We start from the raw sequence: 20,449 nt of genomic DNA, 5'->3' as shown, positions 1-20,449 counted from the left end.
CTTCATCATTTTAACCGGAAAATTTGACTGAAAAAAAAGCCCGGCAGGGAATGGCTTGTTCCTTTGCCCGGCTTTTTGGCTTTTTTTTATGGAAATTGACAGAACATACATTCTTGTTTCAGGCGCTAAACACTTTATGGATATGATATAATGAATTACAGAAATTTAGAATAGAGGCCATTATTTGTTTAGGAGGCACTCCATGTCAGTTCAATTTATTATCGGCCGTTCCGGAAGCGGCAAAAGCAGCCTGATTCTGGAGCGGATTACTTCACTCCTGAGAGAGGAGCCGAACGGGACGCCTATCATTTTACTTGCCCCAGAACAGGGGACTTTTCAAATCGAACAGGCGATCGTCCAGTCGGAACATTTAAAGGGCACGATAAGAGCTCAGGTGCTCGGTTTCCACCGATTGGCTCTGCGTGTAATGCAGGAAACCGGGGGATCCGCACTCATACCGATCAGCGATGAAGGCAAGAAGATGCTCCTCTACAAAATTATGCGCAGACATAGAGGAGAGTTGAGATTATTTAAGCAGTCCGGCGATCAGCTCGGGTTAATCGATCGAATCAATACGCTGTATAGCGAACTGAAGAAGCACCTAACTGATTTTACGGGACTTGATAAATATGTGGAAATACTGGATAGTTCAGCTAGCGAGTCTCGGCTTCTTCACGACAAGCTCCATGATTTAAGCATTATATATCGGGAATTCGATCAGGAGTTGTCCAGGTTGTACATAGATGCGGAAGATCATGTCGTTAAATTAGCCGAGGGTGCAAAGAGCTCCTCCTTTTTGCGTGGGGCTGATATTTGGATTGACGGTTTTCAGACTTTTACGCCGCAGGAGTATAAGGCGATCGGCGCTTTGATGTCTGTAGCTTCGTCAGTTACGGTATCGCTCACATTGGATCAGCCTTATGATCACGGAATTTTGCCACATGAATTAAATTTATTCCATCCGACAGCAGTCACTTATATGAAGCTCCGGGCGCTGGCAGAGGATTGCGGTATTGCAATCCAAGAGACAGAGGTGCTGGGATCGCGTCCTTATCCCCGGTTTAGAAACAATAAGACATTATCTCATTTGGAGGCCGCCTACGAATACCGGACTCCATGGTCCGGTAAGACAGAGCCAGACGATCTGCAGGATTCCTTATCTTTGCAGGCGGCCGGCAGCCGCCGTTCGGAGGTGGAAGGAGCGGCGCGGGCGATGCTCGCTCTGGCTAGAGAGCAGGGTGAGAGATGGCGGGATATGGCTTTGTTCGTCAGAAATCTGGACGACTATGATCATATCATTGGTACCGTATTTGAAGAGTACGGCATACCGTATTTTATGGACCAGAAACGAAGCGTACTGCATCATCCGCTAATCGAACTGCTCCGCGGAGCTTTGGATGTAGTGCTGAAATTTTGGAAATATGAAGATGTATTCCGTTGTGTCAAAAGTGAATTTTTGTTGCCGCTGGATGGAAGCCTGACGCGAAACAATATGGATCAGCTTGAAAATTATGTGCTGGCCAGCGGAATTCAAGGCTATCGCTGGAATGATGGACGCCCTTGGAAAGGGGCGCCCAGCTTGTCGCTAGAAGCGGCTGATCTTCCGGCCGCCCAGGCCCAATCTGAACAGGAGAGCCTGCTCGTGCTGGAGCGCTGCCGGGAAGCCGTCGTTACGCCGCTGGCGGCGTTTGAAACGAGATTGAAGCGCAGCAAAAATGCGCGGGACATGTGCAGCGCTGTCTATAGGCTGCTTGAGGACGTCGAGGCTGCTCATCGTTTGGACAAGCTGGCCCATGCTGCGCAGCGTAAAGGGCTTCCGCAGGAAGCGATGGAGCACCGGCAGCTGTGGAGCGCCGTGCTTGAGCTGCTTGATCAAGTTGTGGAAATGATGGGGGAAGAAGAGCTGAGTTTAGATATGTTTACCGGTATTATGGAGACCGGTTTGCAGGATCTGAAGCTGTCGCTGGTTCCCCCGTCCCTTGATCAGGTGCTGATCGGCAGCACCGATCGGACGCGTTCCAGCCATGTGAAGCATTTATTCCTGCTAGGCATTAATGAAGGCATCATGCCCGCCGCTTTACAGGAAGAAGGCGTGCTAAGCGATCAGGAGCGCATGCGGATGACGGAGCTAGGCATAGAGCTTGCTCCCGGACTGACACGGAGACTGCTTGATGAACGCTTCCTTATATATGAAGCATTAACGGCGGCCAGCGAGTCGTTATGGCTCAGCTATCCGCTTGCAGATGAAGAGGGGAAGGCGCTGCTGCCTTCCGAGGTTATTCGTCACGTGAAGACGATTTTCCCTACGCTTAAAGAGCGATTCCTTGCGGATAGACCGTCTGCGGAAGACGGGGAAGAGGAGCAGCTGGAGTATATTACCCGGCCGGTGCCGACGTTATCCCGGTTAATAGGGCAGCTGCGAATGTGGAAGGCCGGTGAACCGATTTCTCCCGTGTGGTGGAATGTACTTCAGTGGTACAAGACGCAGCCCGCTTGGGATGGGAAAGTTACGAGGCTTCTCGGCTCGCTCGATTATCGCAACCGGGTGCGCGGCCTTACGGCGGAAACCAGCCGGAAGCTATACGGCAAACGCCTGCGGACAAGCGTCTCGAGGATGGAGAAGTTTTCAGCCTGCCCTTTCTCGCATTTCGCGTCGCATGGCCTGAGGCTGAAGGAACGGCAAATTTATAAATTAAAGGCGCCGGATATCGGGCAGCTGTTTCACGCGGCCCTCAGTTCGATGGCGCTGACATTCAAGGAGCAGAACCGCAGCTGGGGCAGTCTTACGCCGGAACAGTGCCTGTTGGAGGCGGAAATGGCTGTGGACCGGATTGCCCCGAAGCTGCAGGGTGAAATCTTGTTAAGCTCGAAGCGTTATGGCTACATTTCGCGGAAGTTGAAAAACATCGTCGGCCGAGCCTCCGTCATTCTCGGCGAGCAGTCCAGAAGAGGCAGCTTCGAGCCGATTGGTTTGGAGCTGGATTTTGGGCCAGGCCAGACGTTGCCGCCGCTCACCTTTCAGCTTCCTAACGGATGCGTAATGGAAATTGTCGGGCGGATTGATCGTGTTGATGTGGCGGAAGGAGAGCAGGGCTTATTGCTGCGGGTGATTGATTATAAATCGAGCCAGACCGATCTGAAGCTGCATGAAGTGTATTACGGCTTATCATTGCAAATGCTGACGTACCTCGATGTGTTGCTGACCTCTGCCGAGGCATGGCTCGGAGAGCGGGCTTTGCCGGCAGGGACGCTGTATTTTCATGTGCACAATCCACTATTGCAAAGCAGCAACGGCATGACTTCCGAACAGGCCAGCCTCGAAATGCTGAAGCGGTTTAAGATGAGAGGGCTGCTGCTTGCGGACCGTGATGTCATTGCCAAAATGGACCATGCTCTAGATAAAGGCTATTCCGATATACTGCCGGTTGCGGTCAAGGCAGACGGCGGCTTTTATAGCAGCGCTTCGGTCGCTACGGAGCAGCAATGGCATACTTTGCTGCATTCAGCCCGCCACGCGGTAACCGAGATTGGAACGAGAATTACTGATGGAGACGTGCAAATTACGCCATATCGGCTCGGAACAGAGACCGCCTGCACGTATTGTGCATTCAAGCCGGTCTGCCGCTTTGAAGAATCGATAGAGGGAAGCTCCTACCATGTGCTCAGCAAGCCGGGCAAAGACAAGCTGTGGGAGCTGCTCGAACAAAGCGTAGAGGAGGGAGAGCGATGATAAGTATACCGAAGCCTCCAGGCAGCTTCTGGAGCGATGACCAGTGGCGGGCGATTTCGTTGTCTGGCGGCAATATGTTGATCGCGGCAGCGGCAGGCTCCGGAAAAACTGCGGTGCTGGTAGAGCGGATCATTCAGAAGCTATGCAGCAAGGAGACGCCGCTTAGCGTAGATCGTTTGCTCGTCGCCACCTTCACCAAGGCGGCCGCCTCGGAAATGCGGCAGCGCATACGGGAGGCGCTGGAGAAGGAAATGGCCAAGAACCCGCAAAACGATCATTTGGGAAGGCAGCTTGCGATGCTGGGCCGGGCCTCGATTACGACCCTTCACTCGTTCTGTATGGAAGTGATCCAGCGCTATTATACGTTAATCCCGCTTGATCCTGGCTTCAGAATCGCCTCTGAAAGCGAGAACGCTTTGCTTCGCCAGGAAGTGCTGGAGGAATTGTTTGAGGAGAAGTATGCGCAGGAATCCGAAGGAAGCTCTTTTGTGCGCCTGACTGATTGGTTTGGCGGTGAGCGCAGTGATGATGCTGTATTTTCTCTTGTACAAAGACTGTACGATTTCTCGCGAAGTCATCCATGGCCGGATTACTGGCTGCAGCAGGCGGCAGCTGTGTTTAACGCCCCTAGTATAGATGTGCTTGAAGGCAGTGTTTGGGTCGGCAGTATTTTAAGCGACACGAAGCTGACGTTGGAAGGAGCCCGGCAGTTATTGCATCAGGCCCAATCCCTTGCCTTGTCGCCAGGGGGGCCGCAGCCGTATGCCAGCACGCTGGAGGAGGATATCGCCCTAGTGGAGCGTATGCTTGAGGCTGTGGGCGAAGGGCGCTGGTCGCAGCTGCATGAACAGTTTGACAGCGTCGTGTTTGGCAAATTGAAGCCATGCAAAAAGGATCAGACGGATCCCGTAATACAGGAACGGGTCAAGGCGCTGCGCGAAGAAGCGAAGAAGACGATTACTGAGCTGCGCACGCAATTGTATGGTCGGACGGCTGAGGCATTTCTGGATGAGATGAATCAGATCGCCCCGTTAATGACGGAGCTTTCCTCCTTTATCATTGAGTTCGGCGAGCGTTACCAAAAGGAGAAAGCGGCAAAAGGCTGGCTCGATTTCGCTGATTTGGAGCACTATTGCTTGCAAATTTTGCGTCATCCGGACTCTACCCCGGACAGGGTGATTCCTTCGGACGCCGCGCTAGAATACCAGCAGCAATTTGATGAGGTGCTTCTCGATGAATACCAGGACACTAACACCGTTCAGGAGAACATCGTTCGGCTGATCTCCCGAAGCGATCCCGGCAACCGGTTTATGGTTGGCGACGTGAAGCAAAGCATATACAGGTTCAGGCTGGCCGAGCCAGGCTTGTTTCTGGAAAAATACCGCAATTATAGTGACGATTTTGCTGGACAAGGGCTTAAAATTGATCTTGCCCGCAATTTCCGCAGCCGGCGGGAAGTGGTGGAAGCTGTCAACTATTTGTTCCGCCAAGTGATGACGGAGCAGGTTGCGGAAATAGATTACGATTCGCGGTCTGAGCTTGTATATGGGGAAGGCTTTCCCGACATTCAGGGAGGAGACTATCGCCCGGAGCTGCTGCTGATTGACCGGAACAGCGATTCTTCAGCTTCAGCGGACCAGATTGCGGGTGCTGAGGGTGATGAAGCTGGAGCGGAAGCAGGGGAAGAGCCTGCTGATTTAGAAGCAGTACGATTGGAAGCGCGGGCGATTGCAGCTAAAATTCGCCAGCTGTGCGGAGATGTTCCGGAAGGGGGGGCTGGCCAGCACGGCATTTCTGCTTTCTGTATTTATGATAAGCATTTGAAAGAGCTGCGTCCTGTTGATTACCGGGACATCGTTATTTTGCTCAGATCCACCTTAGCGTGGGCGCCAGCGATGATCGAAGAGTTGAGATTGGAAGGAATCCCGGCATACGGGGAATTGAACCAGGGCTATTTTCAGGCTTCGGAGGTAGAGACGGTCTTATCTCTTCTGCAGGTAATTGACAACCCGATGCAGGATATCCCTTTGGCGGCCGTGCTTCGCTCTCCCTTTTACGATTTGTCGGAAGAAGAGCTGGCTGAAATACGTCTTGCTGCTCCGCGCGGGGATTATTTCAGAGCTTTGCATGCTTATATTGCCCAGAGCGAGGATCTGGAAATCCAATTAGAAGAGGAAGCGGCCGAAGAAGCAGTTGAATCAACGGGCGAAGTAGCGGCTGAATCAATGAACAAATCAGTAAGCGAATCAGCAGCTGTATCAGGGAACATATCAAGGAGCATATCAACGACCGAATCAAGGACTCAATCAGCTAGCCAATCAGCGGCTGAATCAATGACTCAATCGGGAACTGCCTGCTTGCGCAACAAAATCGCCGCCTTCCTGGAGCAGCTAGATCACTGGCGAAATATGGCCAGAGAAGGGGAGCTTGGAGAGCTGATTCATAACATTTTTCAGCAGACCGGTTTTTTGGATTGGGTTGGGGGCCTGCCGGGAGGGGCTCAAAGGCAAAGCAATCTGCGGGCGCTGCTTGACCGGGCCAGACAATTTGAGAAATCCTCCGCGTCCCGAGGGTTATTTCGCTTTTTAAGATATATTACGAGACTGAGGGAAAGCGGCGGCGACCTCGGAGCGGCGGCTTCGGCCGGAGAGCAGGAAGATGCCGTCAGAATTATGACGATTCATAAAAGCAAGGGGTTGGAATTTCCCGTTGTATTTGTAGCGGGGCTTTCTAAAATGTTCAATCGGCAAGATCTGAATGCGCCGTTTTTGATTCATAAAGACATGGGTTTTGGGCCGAAATTTATAGAGGAAAATACGAGAGTCAGTTACCCTACTTTGCCGAACTTGGCTATCCGCCGGAGAGCGCAAATGGAGCTGCTGGCTGAGGAAATACGAGTGCTGTATGTGGCATTGACAAGGCCTAAGGACAAGCTTATTCTCGTCTCCTCCGTAAAAGATTTAAAGAAATCGGCTGAATCATGGGGAAGCGTACTGGAGAACGGTGAGGAACGCCTTCCGGATCATTTAATAGCCCGGGGACGCAGTTATTTGGACTGGATCGGCCCTTCGCTGATCCGCCATCCTGCGGCTCAACGGCTGCGAGAGCTTGCCGGTTTGCCGAACCCTGCTTCAGCTCATTCGGAGCGGAGTGTCTCGGACTGGATTGTCGATTTTATTTCAGCCGAGCATTTCATTACAGGGGCGGCTGCAGCCGCTGCAAGGGAGTTGGCGCCGGAGGAAATGGCCATGCTGAAGGCGTTGGTTTCCGGCGGCCCTGTAGCCGTTGGTTCCGGCGGGAGTGCAACGTTTGACCATCATGTATTGGCGCGTCTTGACTGGCAGTACCCGTATGAAATCGCCGGGCGATTGTCCGCTAAGACTTCGGTTACGGAAATGAAGGCGCTGCTGGCGATGCAGGAAGAGCCTCCGGCGGATTGGCTTGCAGCGGAAGAGGTCCGTGTCGAGCAGATGAATGCGCAGGAAGAGAAGGTAGAATACAAACTGCATTTGCGCCGGCCGAGATTTATGGAGGAGAAGCAGATGACGCCGACTGAACGAGGAACGGCTTACCATATGCTTATGCAGCATCTTCCTTTTGATCAGCCAGCGGATGAAGCAACCGTCCGGCATACCCTCGAGCATTTGGTCGAGCGGCAAATTATGTCGCAGGAGCAGAGCTGGGAAATGGATGTAGCGCGTGTGGCTGACTTTTTACGCAGTCCTCTTGGAGCATTGCTTCGTCAAGCGGATTGGATTAAGCGGGAAATGCCGTTCAGCTATGGCTTGTCAGCTGCCGAGGCTTATCCGCGATTTACACCGCCAACTCCGGTTTATGGTCATTCTGATCGCGGGTCCATTGGTCCGCATTTGCCCGAGGCCGAGGGGCTTGACCCGCAGCTGCTAGCAGACGAGACCGTGCTTATTCAAGGCATTATTGACTGCCTGTTCGCTGTGGGGGATAAATTATACTTGCTGGATTACAAAAGCGACCGGATTTTGGAGCATCTTGGCGGCCTGCCTGCTTTGGTCGAAGCGTATCGCTTTCAGCTTGAGCTTTACGCGAAAGCGATAGAGCATATTATTGGACGGGCGGTAGATGAAAAATGGCTGTATTTTTTCGACAGCGGCGAAGCGGTCAAGCTTTAAGATAGCGGCTGCAGTATAGACCGAAATATGGACCGCAATGTGGGCCGAAATGTTGACTACAACAGTCACCACAACAGTTACTACAATAGCGACAGCGATGTGAATCGCAATAGTGTCCACAACAGTGCTGTATTAGCGACAGCAATGTGAATCGCAGCAGTGACCGCAATGTGGATGAGTTGCGAAAATGGATAAGTTGGAAAGCAGTTCGATAAGGGGGACGAACAATGCGTATTTTGCATACGGGAGATTGGCATTTGGGGAGAACGCTGGAAGGACGCAGCCGGCTGAAGGAACAGGAGGCGTTTCTCGAGGAGCTAGTTGAGCTCACCCGCGATCAGCAGATCGATTTGATTCTGATGGCTGGAGATGTATACGACAGCGTCAATCCGCCGGCAGCGGCGGAAGGGCTATTCTATGATGCCGCAGCCCGCTTAACCGACAATGGCTGCCAGCTTGTGGCCATCGCTGGAAACCATGACCAGCCCGAGCGGATATCCGCCGTGTCTCCCCTCGTCTCCCGGCGGGGGATTACACTAGTGGGCCTACCTGTGCCTCAGGCCGTAAGCATTCATGCAAAGCGCAGCGGGGAGCGTGCCATCATTGCCGCTCTGCCTTATCCTTCAGAGTCCAGGCTCGCTGAACTGCTCGCCGAAGAAGGGGATGAGGCGGAGCTCCGCACGGCATACAGCGCTAAGGTTAGCAGGTTAATGCGGCAGCTGGCCGGGGAATTCCGCAAGGATGCCGTTAACCTTGCAATGAGCCATATTTACGTGCTTGGCGGAGTGGAATCGGATTCAGAGCGCCCGATTCAAGTGGGCGGTGCGTATACGGTGGATCCTTCTGCACTAGACATTGGAGCGCAGTATACGGCGCTGGGACATTTGCACCGGCCGCAGCACGTCAAAGGCAGCGGGGTTATCCGCTACAGCGGTTCCCCGCTTGCCTACAGCTTCTCCGAGGCGGGGCAGTCGAAGTCCGTTATGCTGCTTGACATAACCCCGGGAGCCGTTCCCGTGATGGAGGAGCATTTGTTGAGCAGCGGTCGCCCCCTGGTGCGTTGGACGTGCCGTGGCGGTTTGGAGGAAGTGCACCGCTGGTTGGATGAAGGCCGGGACAGCAACGCATTCATCGACCTTGAGATCAGCTTGACCGAAGCGATGTCAATGAGCGATATCCAGTCACTGCGTAAAGCTCACGAAGGGATCATACATATTCGCCCGGTTTACCCTGGACGGGATGAGGAGATGGCTATGGCCTCGCGCGCGCAAATGCCGGTTCATGAACTGTTCCGAAAGTTTTATCAGCGGCAGAGCGGCGGAGCGGAGCCGGAGGAAGAGCTGGTTGAGTTATTTATGTCCCTTGTAGCGGATGATTCGTCCGCAAGCCGCGAAGAGGAGGAGGAACTATGAAGCCTATTTCGCTGAAGCTGTCGGGTCTTCAGAGCTACCGGAGCATGCAGGAAATTGATTTTACCGCGTTGTGCGATACCGGGCTGTTCGGAATATTTGGCCCGACCGGAAGTGGAAAATCAACGATTCTTGATGCGGTTACGCTAGCGATGTACGGCAAAGTAGGCCGTGCCTCCGGGGGAACCCAGGGCATTATGAATCATTCCGAGGATACGTTATTTGTGGCATTTACTTTTGAATTGGCATCGGCCCGCGGGAAGGAACGATACCGCGTGGAACGGCGGTTTAAACGGCAAAGCGATATTTCCGTAAGCAACACGATCAGCAGGTTCATTGAAGTTTCATCTGATGGCGACAAGGTCATTGCAGACAAGCTCGCAGACGTTACCCGGTGTGTGGAGGAGAAAATCGGCCTCAAAATGGATGACTTCACCCGGGCCGTCGTTCTTCCGCAGGGGAAATTTGCCGAGTTTATGTCTTTAAAAGGTGCAGAGCGCAGGGCGATGCTGCAGCGGTTGTTTCATCTGGAAAAATACGGAGATTTACTTGCCCAGAAGCTCAGCCGCAAAGTGAAGGAAAACGAAAATGCGCTGAATGAGCTTGCTGCGGAGCAGCAAGGGCTTGGCGACGCATCCGAAGCGGTGCTGCGCGAAGCTGCCGCTGCGCAGACGGCGGCCGCAGCGCTGGCCGCAACGCGGCGCCGCGAGCTCGCCGAGGCGCAGCAGCGCAGCGACCAGCTCGCGAAGGTGCGCGAGCTGAGCCTGGAGCGCAGCGCCCGTGCCGCGCAGCTGGCCGAGCTGCGCGAGCAGGACGGCGCCGTGGCCGAGCTCGAGGCTGCGCTGGCGGCGGCGGCTGCTGCCGAGCGGATCAGGCCGGCGTTGACGGCCTGGAAAGAGGCGCAGCAGCTTGCCGCCGAGCGGGCCGCGGCCGCGGGCCAGGCTCGCGAAGCCGCCGCCGCCGCGGAGGACGGCGCCAGGGCGGCGGCGGAGGTCGCCGAAGCCGCGGCCGCCGAGCTCGGGCGGGAAGAGCCGGTCCTGCTGCTGCGGCTCGATCAGCTGGAGCAGGCGAAGGCGCTGCAGGCGGAGTGCGACCAGCTGCTGCTGGAAGCAGAGCAGCTGCAAGCCAGCCGCGAGCAGGGGGGCGCGGAGCAGCAGCGGCTCCACGACGAGCTGCGGAAGCAGGAGCAGCTGCTGGTCAAGGCGCAGCAGCGCAGGCAGGAGCTGGAGGAGCAGCTGAACCAGAGTGAGGTTAAGCCAGCCGACCGCCGCCGCTTGCAAGATGCCGTAACAAGACAGCAGGGAATAGTTAACGCCCGCGAGGCGCTGTCCCGGGCCGAAGCGGATGTAAGCGGGCTTGCGTCTCAATCGGAAGGGGCGAATGCCAGGCTGGCGGCTTTAACTCAAGAGGAAGCAGATTGTGGGAGAGAGCGCCTCAATTTGGCAGATAAGGCTTGGCAGGCATATGCAGGACTAGACAGCCTTGAATCCGCATCGCTTGCACTTGCGAAGCGGACGGAGCGCTATGAGGCCGCCCTTAAGCGTTCGGCGAAAGAGCGGGACGAGCAGCAGTGGTCACGGCGGCTGGCCGAAGCGCTGCACAGCGGTCAGCCCTGCCCGGTATGCGGTTCAATGGAGCATCCGGCTCCGGCTGAGCCGGGCAAAGAGAGGGCTGCTGTAGACGAGTGGGAGCTGGAGCTGAAGGAAATTGGCAGTTTGCTGCTGCAAGTCCGCGAGCTTCGTTACGCAATATCCAGAAACCGGGACAGTCTTCGCAATTTACTGCAAGCTTTAGGAGCCGGGCAGGATGCTTCGTTCTTTACTGCAAATGAGGAGGCGGCCGCGGCGCTGTCCATTGTTGATTCGGATACGGGGCAGTTGAAGCGGATCCGGGATGGGGAAATCGTAGAAGCCGCTGGATTCGTAGAAGCAGAAGAGTTCACAGAATCCGCAGTACTTGTAGAAGCAGAAGAAGTAGAAGCTGTGACAACCGGCGAATCCGCTGCGCTGAGAAAAGATTATGCAGCTTTGAGCGAAGAACTGGCGGAATGGCAAGCTAAGCTGGAGCATTTCGAGCATAATGGCAAAACGGTCAGCAGCAAGCTGGCTGAACTGCAATCAAAACTAGCTTCTGCGAAGGCGGAGGCGACCTCGATCGCCGGATTGTTGGAGCAGTCTGCGCAGAAGAGTCAGTTGTGCCGGGAAGAACTCGCCGAGCGGATGAAACAATGGGATTTGGAGCACCCGGATTTATCCCCGGAAGAAGCGACAGCCCGCATGGAGCAAATTCATGAGCGGGATAGCTTGGCGGAGGATATTAAACAGCGGATAGCTCTTAGTGTTCCTTTTATGGAGGAAAAGTCTGCGGCAATTGTTCAACTGCAGCGTGACATAAATGAACTTGATAAATCGCTGCTGCAATGGGACGTTCAAAATCAGGGGAAACAGGAGCTTCTCCAGGACAAAAGAGCGCGTCTAAAGGCATGGATTGGCGACGGAACTGTCGATTTGCTGCATCAGGAGGCAGAGCAGCGATTGGCTTCTTTACGGACGCTGGCGGAGAGCGGCAAACGCCGTCAAGCGGATGCAGAGCTGCACCGGCAGGAGTGTGCCAAGGCAGACGTATTAGCCCAGCAAGCTGCTTTGACGGCACAGGAACAGGAGAGCAAACTTCTGGAACGCTGGCGTGTGGAGCTTGCGGCTTCTCCATTTGATAACGAGCAGCAGGCAGCCGCTGCTATTATGGAAGAAAAGCGCATGATCAGCTTAGAGCAGCAGATTAAGTCCCACCGGGATGCGGAACGCGAGCTGATGATTACAATTAAAGAATTGGATACGAAGCTGGAAAATCGAAGCGTTACTGAGGAGGAATGGGAGCAATGCTGCGCCGCTTTAAGTTTGGCCAAGGAGCTGGATGAGGCTGCGCTTCAGTTGAACGCCAGGCTGCAGCGCGATCTGGAGGATCTGGAGAAAAGGCATGTCCGCTGGAAGGAGCTTGAGAGCTTGAGATTAAAGCGGGAGCATGAGGGCGGGCTTCTCGGCAAGCTTCAATCCGCTTTGCGTGGAAATGCGTTTGTCGAATATGTTGCGGAGGAGCAGCTGATGAACGTCAGCCAAGCCGCATCCCAGCGGCTGAGGTATTTGACAAATCAGAGGTATGCCTTGGAATGCGATTCAGGCGGCGGATTCGTCATTCGCGACGATGCCAACGGCGGTGTAAAGCGTCCGGTTGCAACCCTTTCTGGCGGAGAGACGTTTCTGACCTCTCTAGCGCTGGCGCTGGCCCTATCTGCACAAATACAACTTCGCGGACAGTATCCGCTGCAATTTTTCTTTTTGGACGAAGGCTTTGGCACGCTGGACCCTGAGCTGCTGGATACGGTCATTACTTCGCTGGAGCATCTTCATCACGACCATCTGTCCGTCGGGATTATTAGCCACGTAGCTGAGCTGCGGGCAAGGCTGGCGCGCAAGCTGATCATCATTCCTGCGGAAAGCGGCGGGGAAGGTTCAAGGGTTACGTTGGAAAGCTTGTAGGGCATAGACTCATAGTGGCTATTGTGCTTGTAATTGTGCTGCAGCCTTTGCTTTACATCGTAAGCAAAATCCGCATATCCATTAGTGATTTGAAATCTGACACTTCAGGCGAAATTTTTTTATAAAAAAACGATGCGCGTGATGTACATCACAGATACAGCTTCACCCCGCTGTTATACTACAGTTAGCCGACATCATTTTGCAAGCACCCCGTCGGACGTATTGGTGACAGAGATGCTTTTGGGTCCAATACGTCCGTGCGACCAGCAAACTCGTATTCGAGGGAGCAGGGTGCTTCTTTTTTTTGCCTATTTTCGGTATGATGGAACATATATGATTGTAGGAGGCATTGAAAATGGAAAACTGCTTGTTTTGCAAAATTGCAAATGGATCAATTCCTTCGAATAAGGTGTACGAGGATGATACCTTTCTTGTATTTCATGATATTCAGCCAGCGGCTCCCACACATGTTCTGATCATTCCGAAGAAGCATATTGCGACGATGAACGATGTGGGGCCGGAAGATTATGCGCTGATCGGGGAACTGCACCGCGTGGCCCAGGAAGCGGCCAAGAAGCTAGGCGTAGCTGAAACAGGCTACCGGCTTATTAATAACTGTGGCCCGGACAGCGGACAGGCTGTCTATCATATCCACTATCATTTGCTCGGGGGAGCAAAGCTGGGGGCTCTTGTGCAAAATTCCGATTCCCATGCACTCTAAAAAGACCGGCGCAGGGATGAACGACAAAAAGCAGTTGTTTGGTTGACACCATATTTATTTTTCCCCTATAATGAAGAGTGATGAACCGTGTTGTGCTCTTGGACGGTCTGGTCGGAGGGAGGGAAAACTGGTGTCTGAAACTAAAGTTCGCAAAAACGAGACAATTGATGCTGCACTTCGTCGCTTTAAGCGTTCCATCGCAAAGGATGGCGTATTGGCTGAGGTGAAGAAACGCAAGCATTATGAAAAGCCAAGCGTAAAGCGCAAGAAAAAGTCCGAGGCTGCTCGTAAGAGAAAGTTTTAGGAGGAATTAGCTACCATGAATCTTAGCGAGCGATTGAACGAAGATATGAAGCAAGCGATGAAGAGTCAAGACAAGTTCAAACTCTCCACCATTCGAATGGTTCGTGCTACGATCAAGAATCTTGAAATAGATCTGAAAAGACCTTTGAACGATAATGAAGTGCTTGATATCCTAAGTCGTGAAATCAAACAGCGCAAAGATGCCCTCCAAGAATTTGAAAAAGCAGGTCGCGATGATCTTGCTGCAAATGTCAAAGCGGAAGCTGAGATTATTGCCGTATACCTTCCTGAACAGCTTACTGAAGAAGAAATTCAAGTCATTGTACAGCAGACCATCCAGGAAACCGGTGCTTCTTCGAAAGCAGATATCGGGAAAGTGATGAGCGCGCTTATGCCCAAGGTTAAAGGCCGGGCTGATGGTAAGCTCGTGAATCAAGCGGTTCAACAGCTTTTGCAATAGCATACGCAAACGAACACCTTCTACATTTGTAGAGGGTGTTTTTTGTTATGTGCAATCTATGCTTCAGCTAAAAAATATAGATGATAGTTGGACTTATTGTAATTAAATTTTTAATTCTATAAATGAACAGGTAATGAATTGGATTCCTTGCATTTAAAATCAGGAACAACGGCTTGTAAGCCTAAAGTCAGTGATTTAGACACACGAAATACAATTGTTATGCGCAGCGGCCGTCATTAGTTCATAATAGATGCATTAATTCCAATTGAACTCCAAACAGCATCTATAAAGAGGTTTCTGCTAAAACAGTCCAGCCCGTTCTACCCCTTTTTTCTCCTCTTCTCATAAAATCCTCCCCCCTCGCATATTTTGTAGAGTAGAGGAAGGAGGTTTGCCCCAAATGAGCCGGCTATCGCGTAAAATTCGAAATTGGGCGGTTGAAGCGCTTGACTTGCCGGGGGACCTCGTATTTGATTTGCCGAGGCTCACCATGATCGGGAACAAGCAGCTGCTCGTTGAAAACCACCAAGGGGTTCTTCATTTCTCTCCAGAAGAGCTGCAGCTTGAATTAAAGCAAGGCATCCTCAAAGTGGAGGGGACGGAGCTCGCAATCAGGACGATCATGCCTGAGGAAGTAATTATTGAGGGCCGGATATCCGGCATTAAATATGAGGGAGTGGAGGAGTGAAACGTGAAATCATCGGTCATATCCCGTTTGCGCGGCAGCGTAACTATAGTGGTTCGCGGTGAGCGTCTCGAAGAGCTGATCAATGAGCTGGCTAAGGAAGGTATAGAGATATGGAATGTGCGCTCCCTTCCGGAGCGGAAGATGGAGATGAACGTTCAACTGGGCGATTTCTTCTCCTTGCGTCCATTATTAAAACGGACAGGCTGCCGGATGTCAGTGAAGCGCCGGATCGGAGCGCCTTTTTTCCTGGCCCGGCTATGGCGGAGAAAAATATTTATACTTGGCTTCGCGATGTTTATCGCCGCCATATTTGCTCTGTCTTCGCTTGTATGGGATATTGAAGTGCAGGGTAATGATAAAATACCAACTGAAGATGTGCTGCTGGCAGCCCGGGAGGAAGGCATTTACCCCTTCCAATGGATATTCCGCATGCAGAAGCCGGACAAGTTGTCTGCTGAGTTAACACGCAGGCTGACAGGTACATCCTGGGTTGGCGTAACCCGCAGCGGTACTCGTATTACGATACAAGTTGTCGAAGCGACCCGGCCGAAGGAGCACACGCTGCGTAGTCCAAGCCACCTCGTCAGTAATGCGGATGCGATTGTTACATACATTTATGCGGAAAGAGGACAACCGGAAGTCAAGAAGCACGCGCGGGTCAAAAAGGGCCAGGTGCTTATTGCTGGTATTCAAGGCAACGAGCGCGTCGTGGCCAAAGGGGAAATTAGAGGGATCGTATGGCATGAATATAAGATGGAACTCCCGCTCGTTCGGAAGCAAAACGTTTACACAGGCGAAAAGAAAGTAAAGGGATATTTGTTTTTTGGCAATACCGCAATTCAAATTACCGGTTATGGCCCTACAAGCTTCGCACAGTTTCATACAGTGAGCGAGCTCGATCCGCTAACTTGGCGCAGCTTGAAGCTGCCGATAGGCTGGATGAACGAAAAATTGCTAGAAACGACCGTAATTCAGTTGAAGCTTTCGCCGGAACAGGCTAAAGTGGATGGGATAGAACGGGCCGAAAGGGACATTTATGCGAAGTACGGCATGGAATCGAAGATCATAAGTCAAAAAATTTTGCATGAGAAGTCAGACAATGGTAAAGTTTATATGAAAGTGCTTTTTGAAGTAGAGCAGAATATAGCGGAAGAACTTCCGATAGTACACGAGCAAGGAGAATGAGTCTATTTGTCAGAACAAATTGCGCATACAAAAATTACATTACAAAATGCATCTGAAGGGTTATCTTTATTCGGTCCGCAGGATGCGTTCCTTAAGCTGGTCGAGAGCAGCGTGCAGGCAGGAATCGTTTTGCGAGAGTCGGAAATATCCATCCGCGGCGAAGCCCGACAGGTAGAAATCGTACAGCAGTTGTTCGAAGTTCTGCTGGAACTGATCCGCAACGGATATATTTTAACCGAAAGGGACGTGCTCTACGCCATTGATTTGGCGAAAGAGCTTCGCGCCGATCAACTGCTGGATTTATACAAAGGTGAAATCGCGGTCACTTACCGCGGCAAACCGATTCGTGTCAAAACGATCGGCCAGAAGCATTATGTGACTACGATTAAGAAGCGTGATGTCGTATTTGGCATCGGGCCCGCAGGAACAGGCAAAACTTATTTGGCTGTCGTCCTCGCGATTTCGGCCTTGAAGGAAGGTTCGGTCAAGCGGATTATTCTTACCCGGCCTGCGGTGGAAGCTGGAGAAAATCTAGGGTTTCTGCCGGGAGATTTACAGGAGAAGGTAGATCCCTATTTACGTCCGCTGTATGATGCGTTATATGATGTAATGGGTCTAGAGCAGACCGCCAAAGCTTTGGAAAGAGGCCTCATTGAAATTGCGCCGCTTGCTTATATGCGCGGCCGTACGCTTGACGATTCTTTTATTATTTTGGACGAGGCCCAAAATACGACACCGGAGCAAATGAAAATGTTTCTGACCCGTCTTGGTTTCGGTTCCAAAATGGTCATTACCGGAGACGTCACACAAATCGATTTGCCAAAAGGAAAAAAATCGGGGCTGATCGAGGCGAAACAAATTTTGCAAGATATTGAAGAGATCGGTTTTGTATTTTTTACAGAATCAGATGTTGTGCGTCATTCGCTTGTACAAAAAATAATAGTTGCTTATGACCGTGCTGCTGAAAATCAGGGTTAATGGACCAGCCCGGAGCCTAGGAAATTGACGTCGATTTAGTTCTCTCACAGCAAAGCACCAGCATTCGCCTATGCGAAAAGCCTGTTGCCGACACATCCTTTCGATATTAATAAAAGGTTGCCGGGCTTTAAACTTTTCAGGAGGGCTGTCACTATGACCTCGAACGAGATGCAAAAAGGTAAAACACTGCAATCCCGAACAGCCGGATGGAGACATAGCGTATCTTTGCGTTATGTTCTGTTTGCGCTGCTTATTATTATGTTCTATGTAAGTTTGGCTCCTAAACTGCTGCCGGAAACCTATGATATTGCCGTCGGAATGCCAAGCGATAAAGAGATTTTGGCCCCTATGGATATCCCGGATACGAAAGCAACGCTCAAGGCCCAGGAGGAAGCCGCAGAGAAAGTCGGGCAGGTATATACGATTTTGCCGCTGCGCAACGAAGTTCTGATCGGGCAAATGCTTGATCGGATTTTCCGGCTTAATCAGGATGATCAGGTATCGACGGATGACAAAATTAAAATTTATCGTGAGGAGCTTCCCCAGCGGGCGAAAGACCATATTCAAAACTTTATCCGCAATAACCGGAACTCCCCGAATTATTCTGCCAAGCTGTTTGAAGAAGTAAACGAGCGGATCGGTGAGCAGGCTTACCAGATTTCGGAGGAGACTTTTATTAAAATTCCGAGGCTTACTCCGGAAGATATTAATGAAATGAAGCCGGTAGCCGCTGATATTGTCGCGCGGCTGACGACAGATCAGATTGTTGATGCCCAAACGGCTCGCGCCAAAGTTGCCGAGCAGGTAAGCACGAGCTCTCTCAGCAAGCGCGTATCCAGGGAAGTTGTCCAGGAATTGGCGCGCTTGTCGATTACCGCCAACAAATTTTATGATGAGGAAGCGACGAAGGCGGCGAAGGTCGAAGCGCGTGAAAATACGCCAACGGTGTTTATCAAACAAGGGGATGTACTCGTTCAAAAAGGGGAAAAAATTACCCCGGAAATGTATTCCTTGCTTGAGAAGAACGGTTTGCTTAAGGATGAAGTGAATTACTGGCCGCAGTTCGGCCTGGTCATCCTGTCTTCCTTGCTGGCGCTTGGCCTCATTATGTATATCCGCCAGTCGGAAGGTATAAGCCGTTTCAAGTATAACAACGCCCAGTTTGTTATGCTGCTGCTTATTATTTTGATCACGATTCTTTCTATGCACGTCGTTAATATTATACAAAATGAACAGCGGCCGTATATTGGCTACATTGCGCCTGTAGCGGTAGGGGCTATGCTGATCACGCTGCTGCTGGACATGTCTTTAGCGTATATTTGTTCTATTCTGTTCAGTATATTAGCCAGTATTATTCTTAATGTGCATAAAGGACAAATTTTTGATTTTCAATTTGGATTTTTCGCGGTTATTATTTCCCTTGCCGCTATCTTTGCTATCCACCGGGCGAGCCAGCGTTCAACCCTGCTGAAGGCAGGCATTATGATTACGCTCTTCGGCTCGGTTGCCGTGTTCACGCTTATACTAATCAATAACAACGGCTGGACGGAATCCAGCACGCTTTATGCCATCGGATTTGCCGTGGCGGGCGGGCTGCTGACGACGATTCTAGTGATCGGGCTTATGCCCTTTTTTGAAGTGACGTTTGGCATATTATCCGCCCTGAAGCTGGTGGAGCTGTCCAACCCGAACCATCCTTTACTGCGCAAGCTGCTGACAGAGACGCCGGGAACGTATCATCACAGTGTTATGGTTGGCAATTTATCGGAAGCTGCCGCAGAAGCGATCGGTGCAAACGGCCTGCTGTGCCGGGTAGGATCGTATTATCATGATATCGGTAAAACCAAGCGTCCAAGCTATTTTATAGAAAATCAGAACAATATGGAAAACCCTCATGATTTTATTGATCCTAAGCTGAGTAAGTCGATTATTATTGCTCATGCCCGCGACGGGGTCGAAATGCAGAAGGATTATAAGCTGCCCAAGCCGATCCGTGATATTGCCGAGCAGCATCATGGGACGACCTTTCTGCACTATTTCTACCACAAGGCGCTCAGATTGGCTGAGGAGCAAGGGGTGGAGCCTGACTTTACAGAGCAGAATTTCCGCTATCCGGGCCCGAAAGCACAGTCGAAGGAGTCAGCTATCGTCGGGATTGCCGACAGTGTGGAAGCGGCGGTTCGTTCTTTGCGCCAGCCGACGGTAGAGCAGGTGGAGACGATGATCGAAAAAATTATTAAAAGCCGTCTGGATGACCACCAGTTCAATGAATGTGATTTGACGATGAGAGAACTGGACATTATTGCTCAGACCCTCAAAGAAACGGTCATGGGCATATTCCACTCCCGGATCGAATACCCGGAGGATATTAAGAAAGCGACTCATGAAGAGAAAGACAGGGGGCAAGAGGCGCATGGCACTGCAGCTCGAGTGGAATAATGAGCAAGAAATTATCGAAATTGGGCAAGATTTAATTGACCTGCTGAATACATTGCTGCAAAAAGCAGCGGAGGCCGAGGGCATAACCGCAGGCGAGGTTGCTTTGACTTTTGTAAATGATGAAGAGATTCATGTGCTCAACCGGGAATACCGGGGCATTGACCGGCCGACGGATGTGCTGTCATTTGCTATGAACGATGCGGTGGAGGAAGAGCAGGAAATTGTGTATGAGCTGGAGGAAGGGGAAGAGCTTGGCGGGCTCGATGACCTGCTGGGGGATATTATTATTTCCGTGGAGACGGCTCAGGCCCAAAGTGAGGAATACGGTCATTCCTTGTACCGGGAAATCGGCTTTTTGTTCGTGCATGGCTTCTTGCACCTGCTTGGCTATGATCATCAGGATGAGGCAAGCGAAGCCGAGATGATGAGCAAGCAGGAAGCTGTTCTTGCCGAGGCAGGGCTTACGCGATAATGAAGCCTAGGCCTAAATGGAGGGACACTTTCCGCTATGCGCTGGAAGGCATTGTTTTAGCTGTGAAGACAGAGCGAAACATGAAGATCCATCTGTTTGCAGCAGCAGCTGTGGCAGCAGCAGCGCTGTATTTCCGGCTTCCGGCTCGCGATTTAGCTTTGCTGTGCATCGTCATCGGTATGGTCATTGCCGCGGAGCTTGTGAACACGGCACTGGAGTATGTAGTTAATCTCGTTTCGCCGGAGTGGCACAAGCTGGCTAAAGCTGCGAAGGATACGGCGGCAGGAGCTGTTCTGGTTACAGCGATCGCGGCGGTACTGGTCGGCTGCTTGTTGTTCTATGAGCCGGTCATGGGGTATATTCAAGCGAGAATCCATTAA

General features: G+C 51.8%; 13 protein-coding genes. All 13 read left to right on the top strand.

Annotated elements, in window-relative coordinates; all coding sequences use genetic code 11:
- Positions 1 to 202: 202 nt before the first annotated feature.
- Positions 203 to 3,730: a helicase-exonuclease AddAB subunit AddB gene (gene addB, locus G358_RS0105985; RefSeq protein ID WP_019636294.1), complete on the top strand. Its 3,528-nt coding sequence runs from the start codon at positions 203 to 205 to the stop codon at positions 3,728 to 3,730.
- The gene (gene addA, locus G358_RS0105980; RefSeq protein ID WP_019636293.1) at positions 3,727 to 7,878 is read left to right on the top strand and encodes a helicase-exonuclease AddAB subunit AddA; all 4,152 of its coding nucleotides are present in this window, start codon (positions 3,727 to 3,729) and stop codon (positions 7,876 to 7,878) included. The genes addB and addA overlap by 4 nt, the downstream gene beginning before the upstream one ends.
- A gap of 227 nt (positions 7,879 to 8,105) precedes the next feature.
- Positions 8,106 to 9,290 (top strand): exonuclease SbcCD subunit D, encoded by a 1,185-nt coding sequence (locus G358_RS0105975; RefSeq protein WP_019636292.1) that lies wholly within the window; start codon positions 8,106 to 8,108, stop codon positions 9,288 to 9,290.
- Entirely contained in the window at positions 9,287 to 12,823 is a 3,537-nt protein-coding gene (locus tag G358_RS0105970; protein WP_019636291.1) for an AAA family ATPase, read from the top strand. The genes G358_RS0105975 and G358_RS0105970 overlap by 4 nt, the downstream gene beginning before the upstream one ends.
- Positions 12,824 to 13,178: 355 nt before the next feature.
- A complete protein-coding gene (locus G358_RS0105965; protein WP_019636290.1) occupies positions 13,179 to 13,544 on the top strand; it encodes a histidine triad nucleotide-binding protein in 366 nt (121 codons plus the stop codon).
- A gap of 130 nt (positions 13,545 to 13,674) precedes the next feature.
- Positions 13,675 to 13,848, top strand: coding sequence for a 30S ribosomal protein S21 (gene rpsU / locus G358_RS0105960; protein WP_005547957.1), 174 nt, complete (start codon positions 13,675 to 13,677; stop codon positions 13,846 to 13,848).
- A 15-nt stretch (positions 13,849 to 13,863) separates the two neighbouring features.
- Positions 13,864 to 14,307 (top strand): GatB/YqeY domain-containing protein, encoded by a 444-nt coding sequence (locus G358_RS0105955; protein WP_019636289.1) that lies wholly within the window; start codon positions 13,864 to 13,866, stop codon positions 14,305 to 14,307.
- 400 nt (positions 14,308 to 14,707) lie between these two features.
- On the top strand, positions 14,708 to 14,995 hold the full coding sequence (gene yqfC, locus G358_RS0105950; RefSeq protein WP_019636288.1) for a sporulation protein YqfC: 288 nt from the start codon (positions 14,708 to 14,710) through the stop codon (positions 14,993 to 14,995).
- A 3-nt stretch (positions 14,996 to 14,998) separates the two neighbouring features.
- A complete protein-coding gene (gene yqfD / locus G358_RS0105945) occupies positions 14,999 to 16,180 on the top strand; it encodes a sporulation protein YqfD (protein WP_019636287.1) in 1,182 nt (393 codons plus the stop codon).
- A gap of 6 nt (positions 16,181 to 16,186) precedes the next feature.
- The gene (locus tag G358_RS0105940; RefSeq protein ID WP_019636286.1) at positions 16,187 to 17,158 is read left to right on the top strand and encodes a PhoH family protein; all 972 of its coding nucleotides are present in this window, start codon (positions 16,187 to 16,189) and stop codon (positions 17,156 to 17,158) included.
- A 153-nt stretch (positions 17,159 to 17,311) separates the two neighbouring features.
- Positions 17,312 to 19,597 carry an HD family phosphohydrolase gene (locus G358_RS0105935; RefSeq protein WP_019636285.1) on the top strand — a complete coding sequence of 762 codons (2,286 nt, stop codon included), beginning with the start codon at positions 17,312 to 17,314 and terminating at the stop codon, positions 19,595 to 19,597.
- Positions 19,572 to 20,069, top strand: coding sequence for an rRNA maturation RNase YbeY (gene ybeY / locus G358_RS0105930; RefSeq protein WP_019636284.1), 498 nt, complete (start codon positions 19,572 to 19,574; stop codon positions 20,067 to 20,069). The genes G358_RS0105935 and ybeY overlap by 26 nt, the downstream gene beginning before the upstream one ends.
- The gene (locus tag G358_RS0105925) at positions 20,069 to 20,449 is read left to right on the top strand and encodes a diacylglycerol kinase family protein (protein ID WP_019636283.1); all 381 of its coding nucleotides are present in this window, start codon (positions 20,069 to 20,071) and stop codon (positions 20,447 to 20,449) included. Before ybeY ends, G358_RS0105925 begins: the two co-directional genes overlap by 1 nt.

Origin of the sequence: Paenibacillus fonticola DSM 21315, assembly GCF_000381905.1 — a bacterium.
Lineage (GTDB): Bacteria > Bacillota > Bacilli > Paenibacillales > Paenibacillaceae > Fontibacillus > Fontibacillus fonticola.
This window is presented reverse-complemented; position numbering and strand designations above follow the sequence as displayed.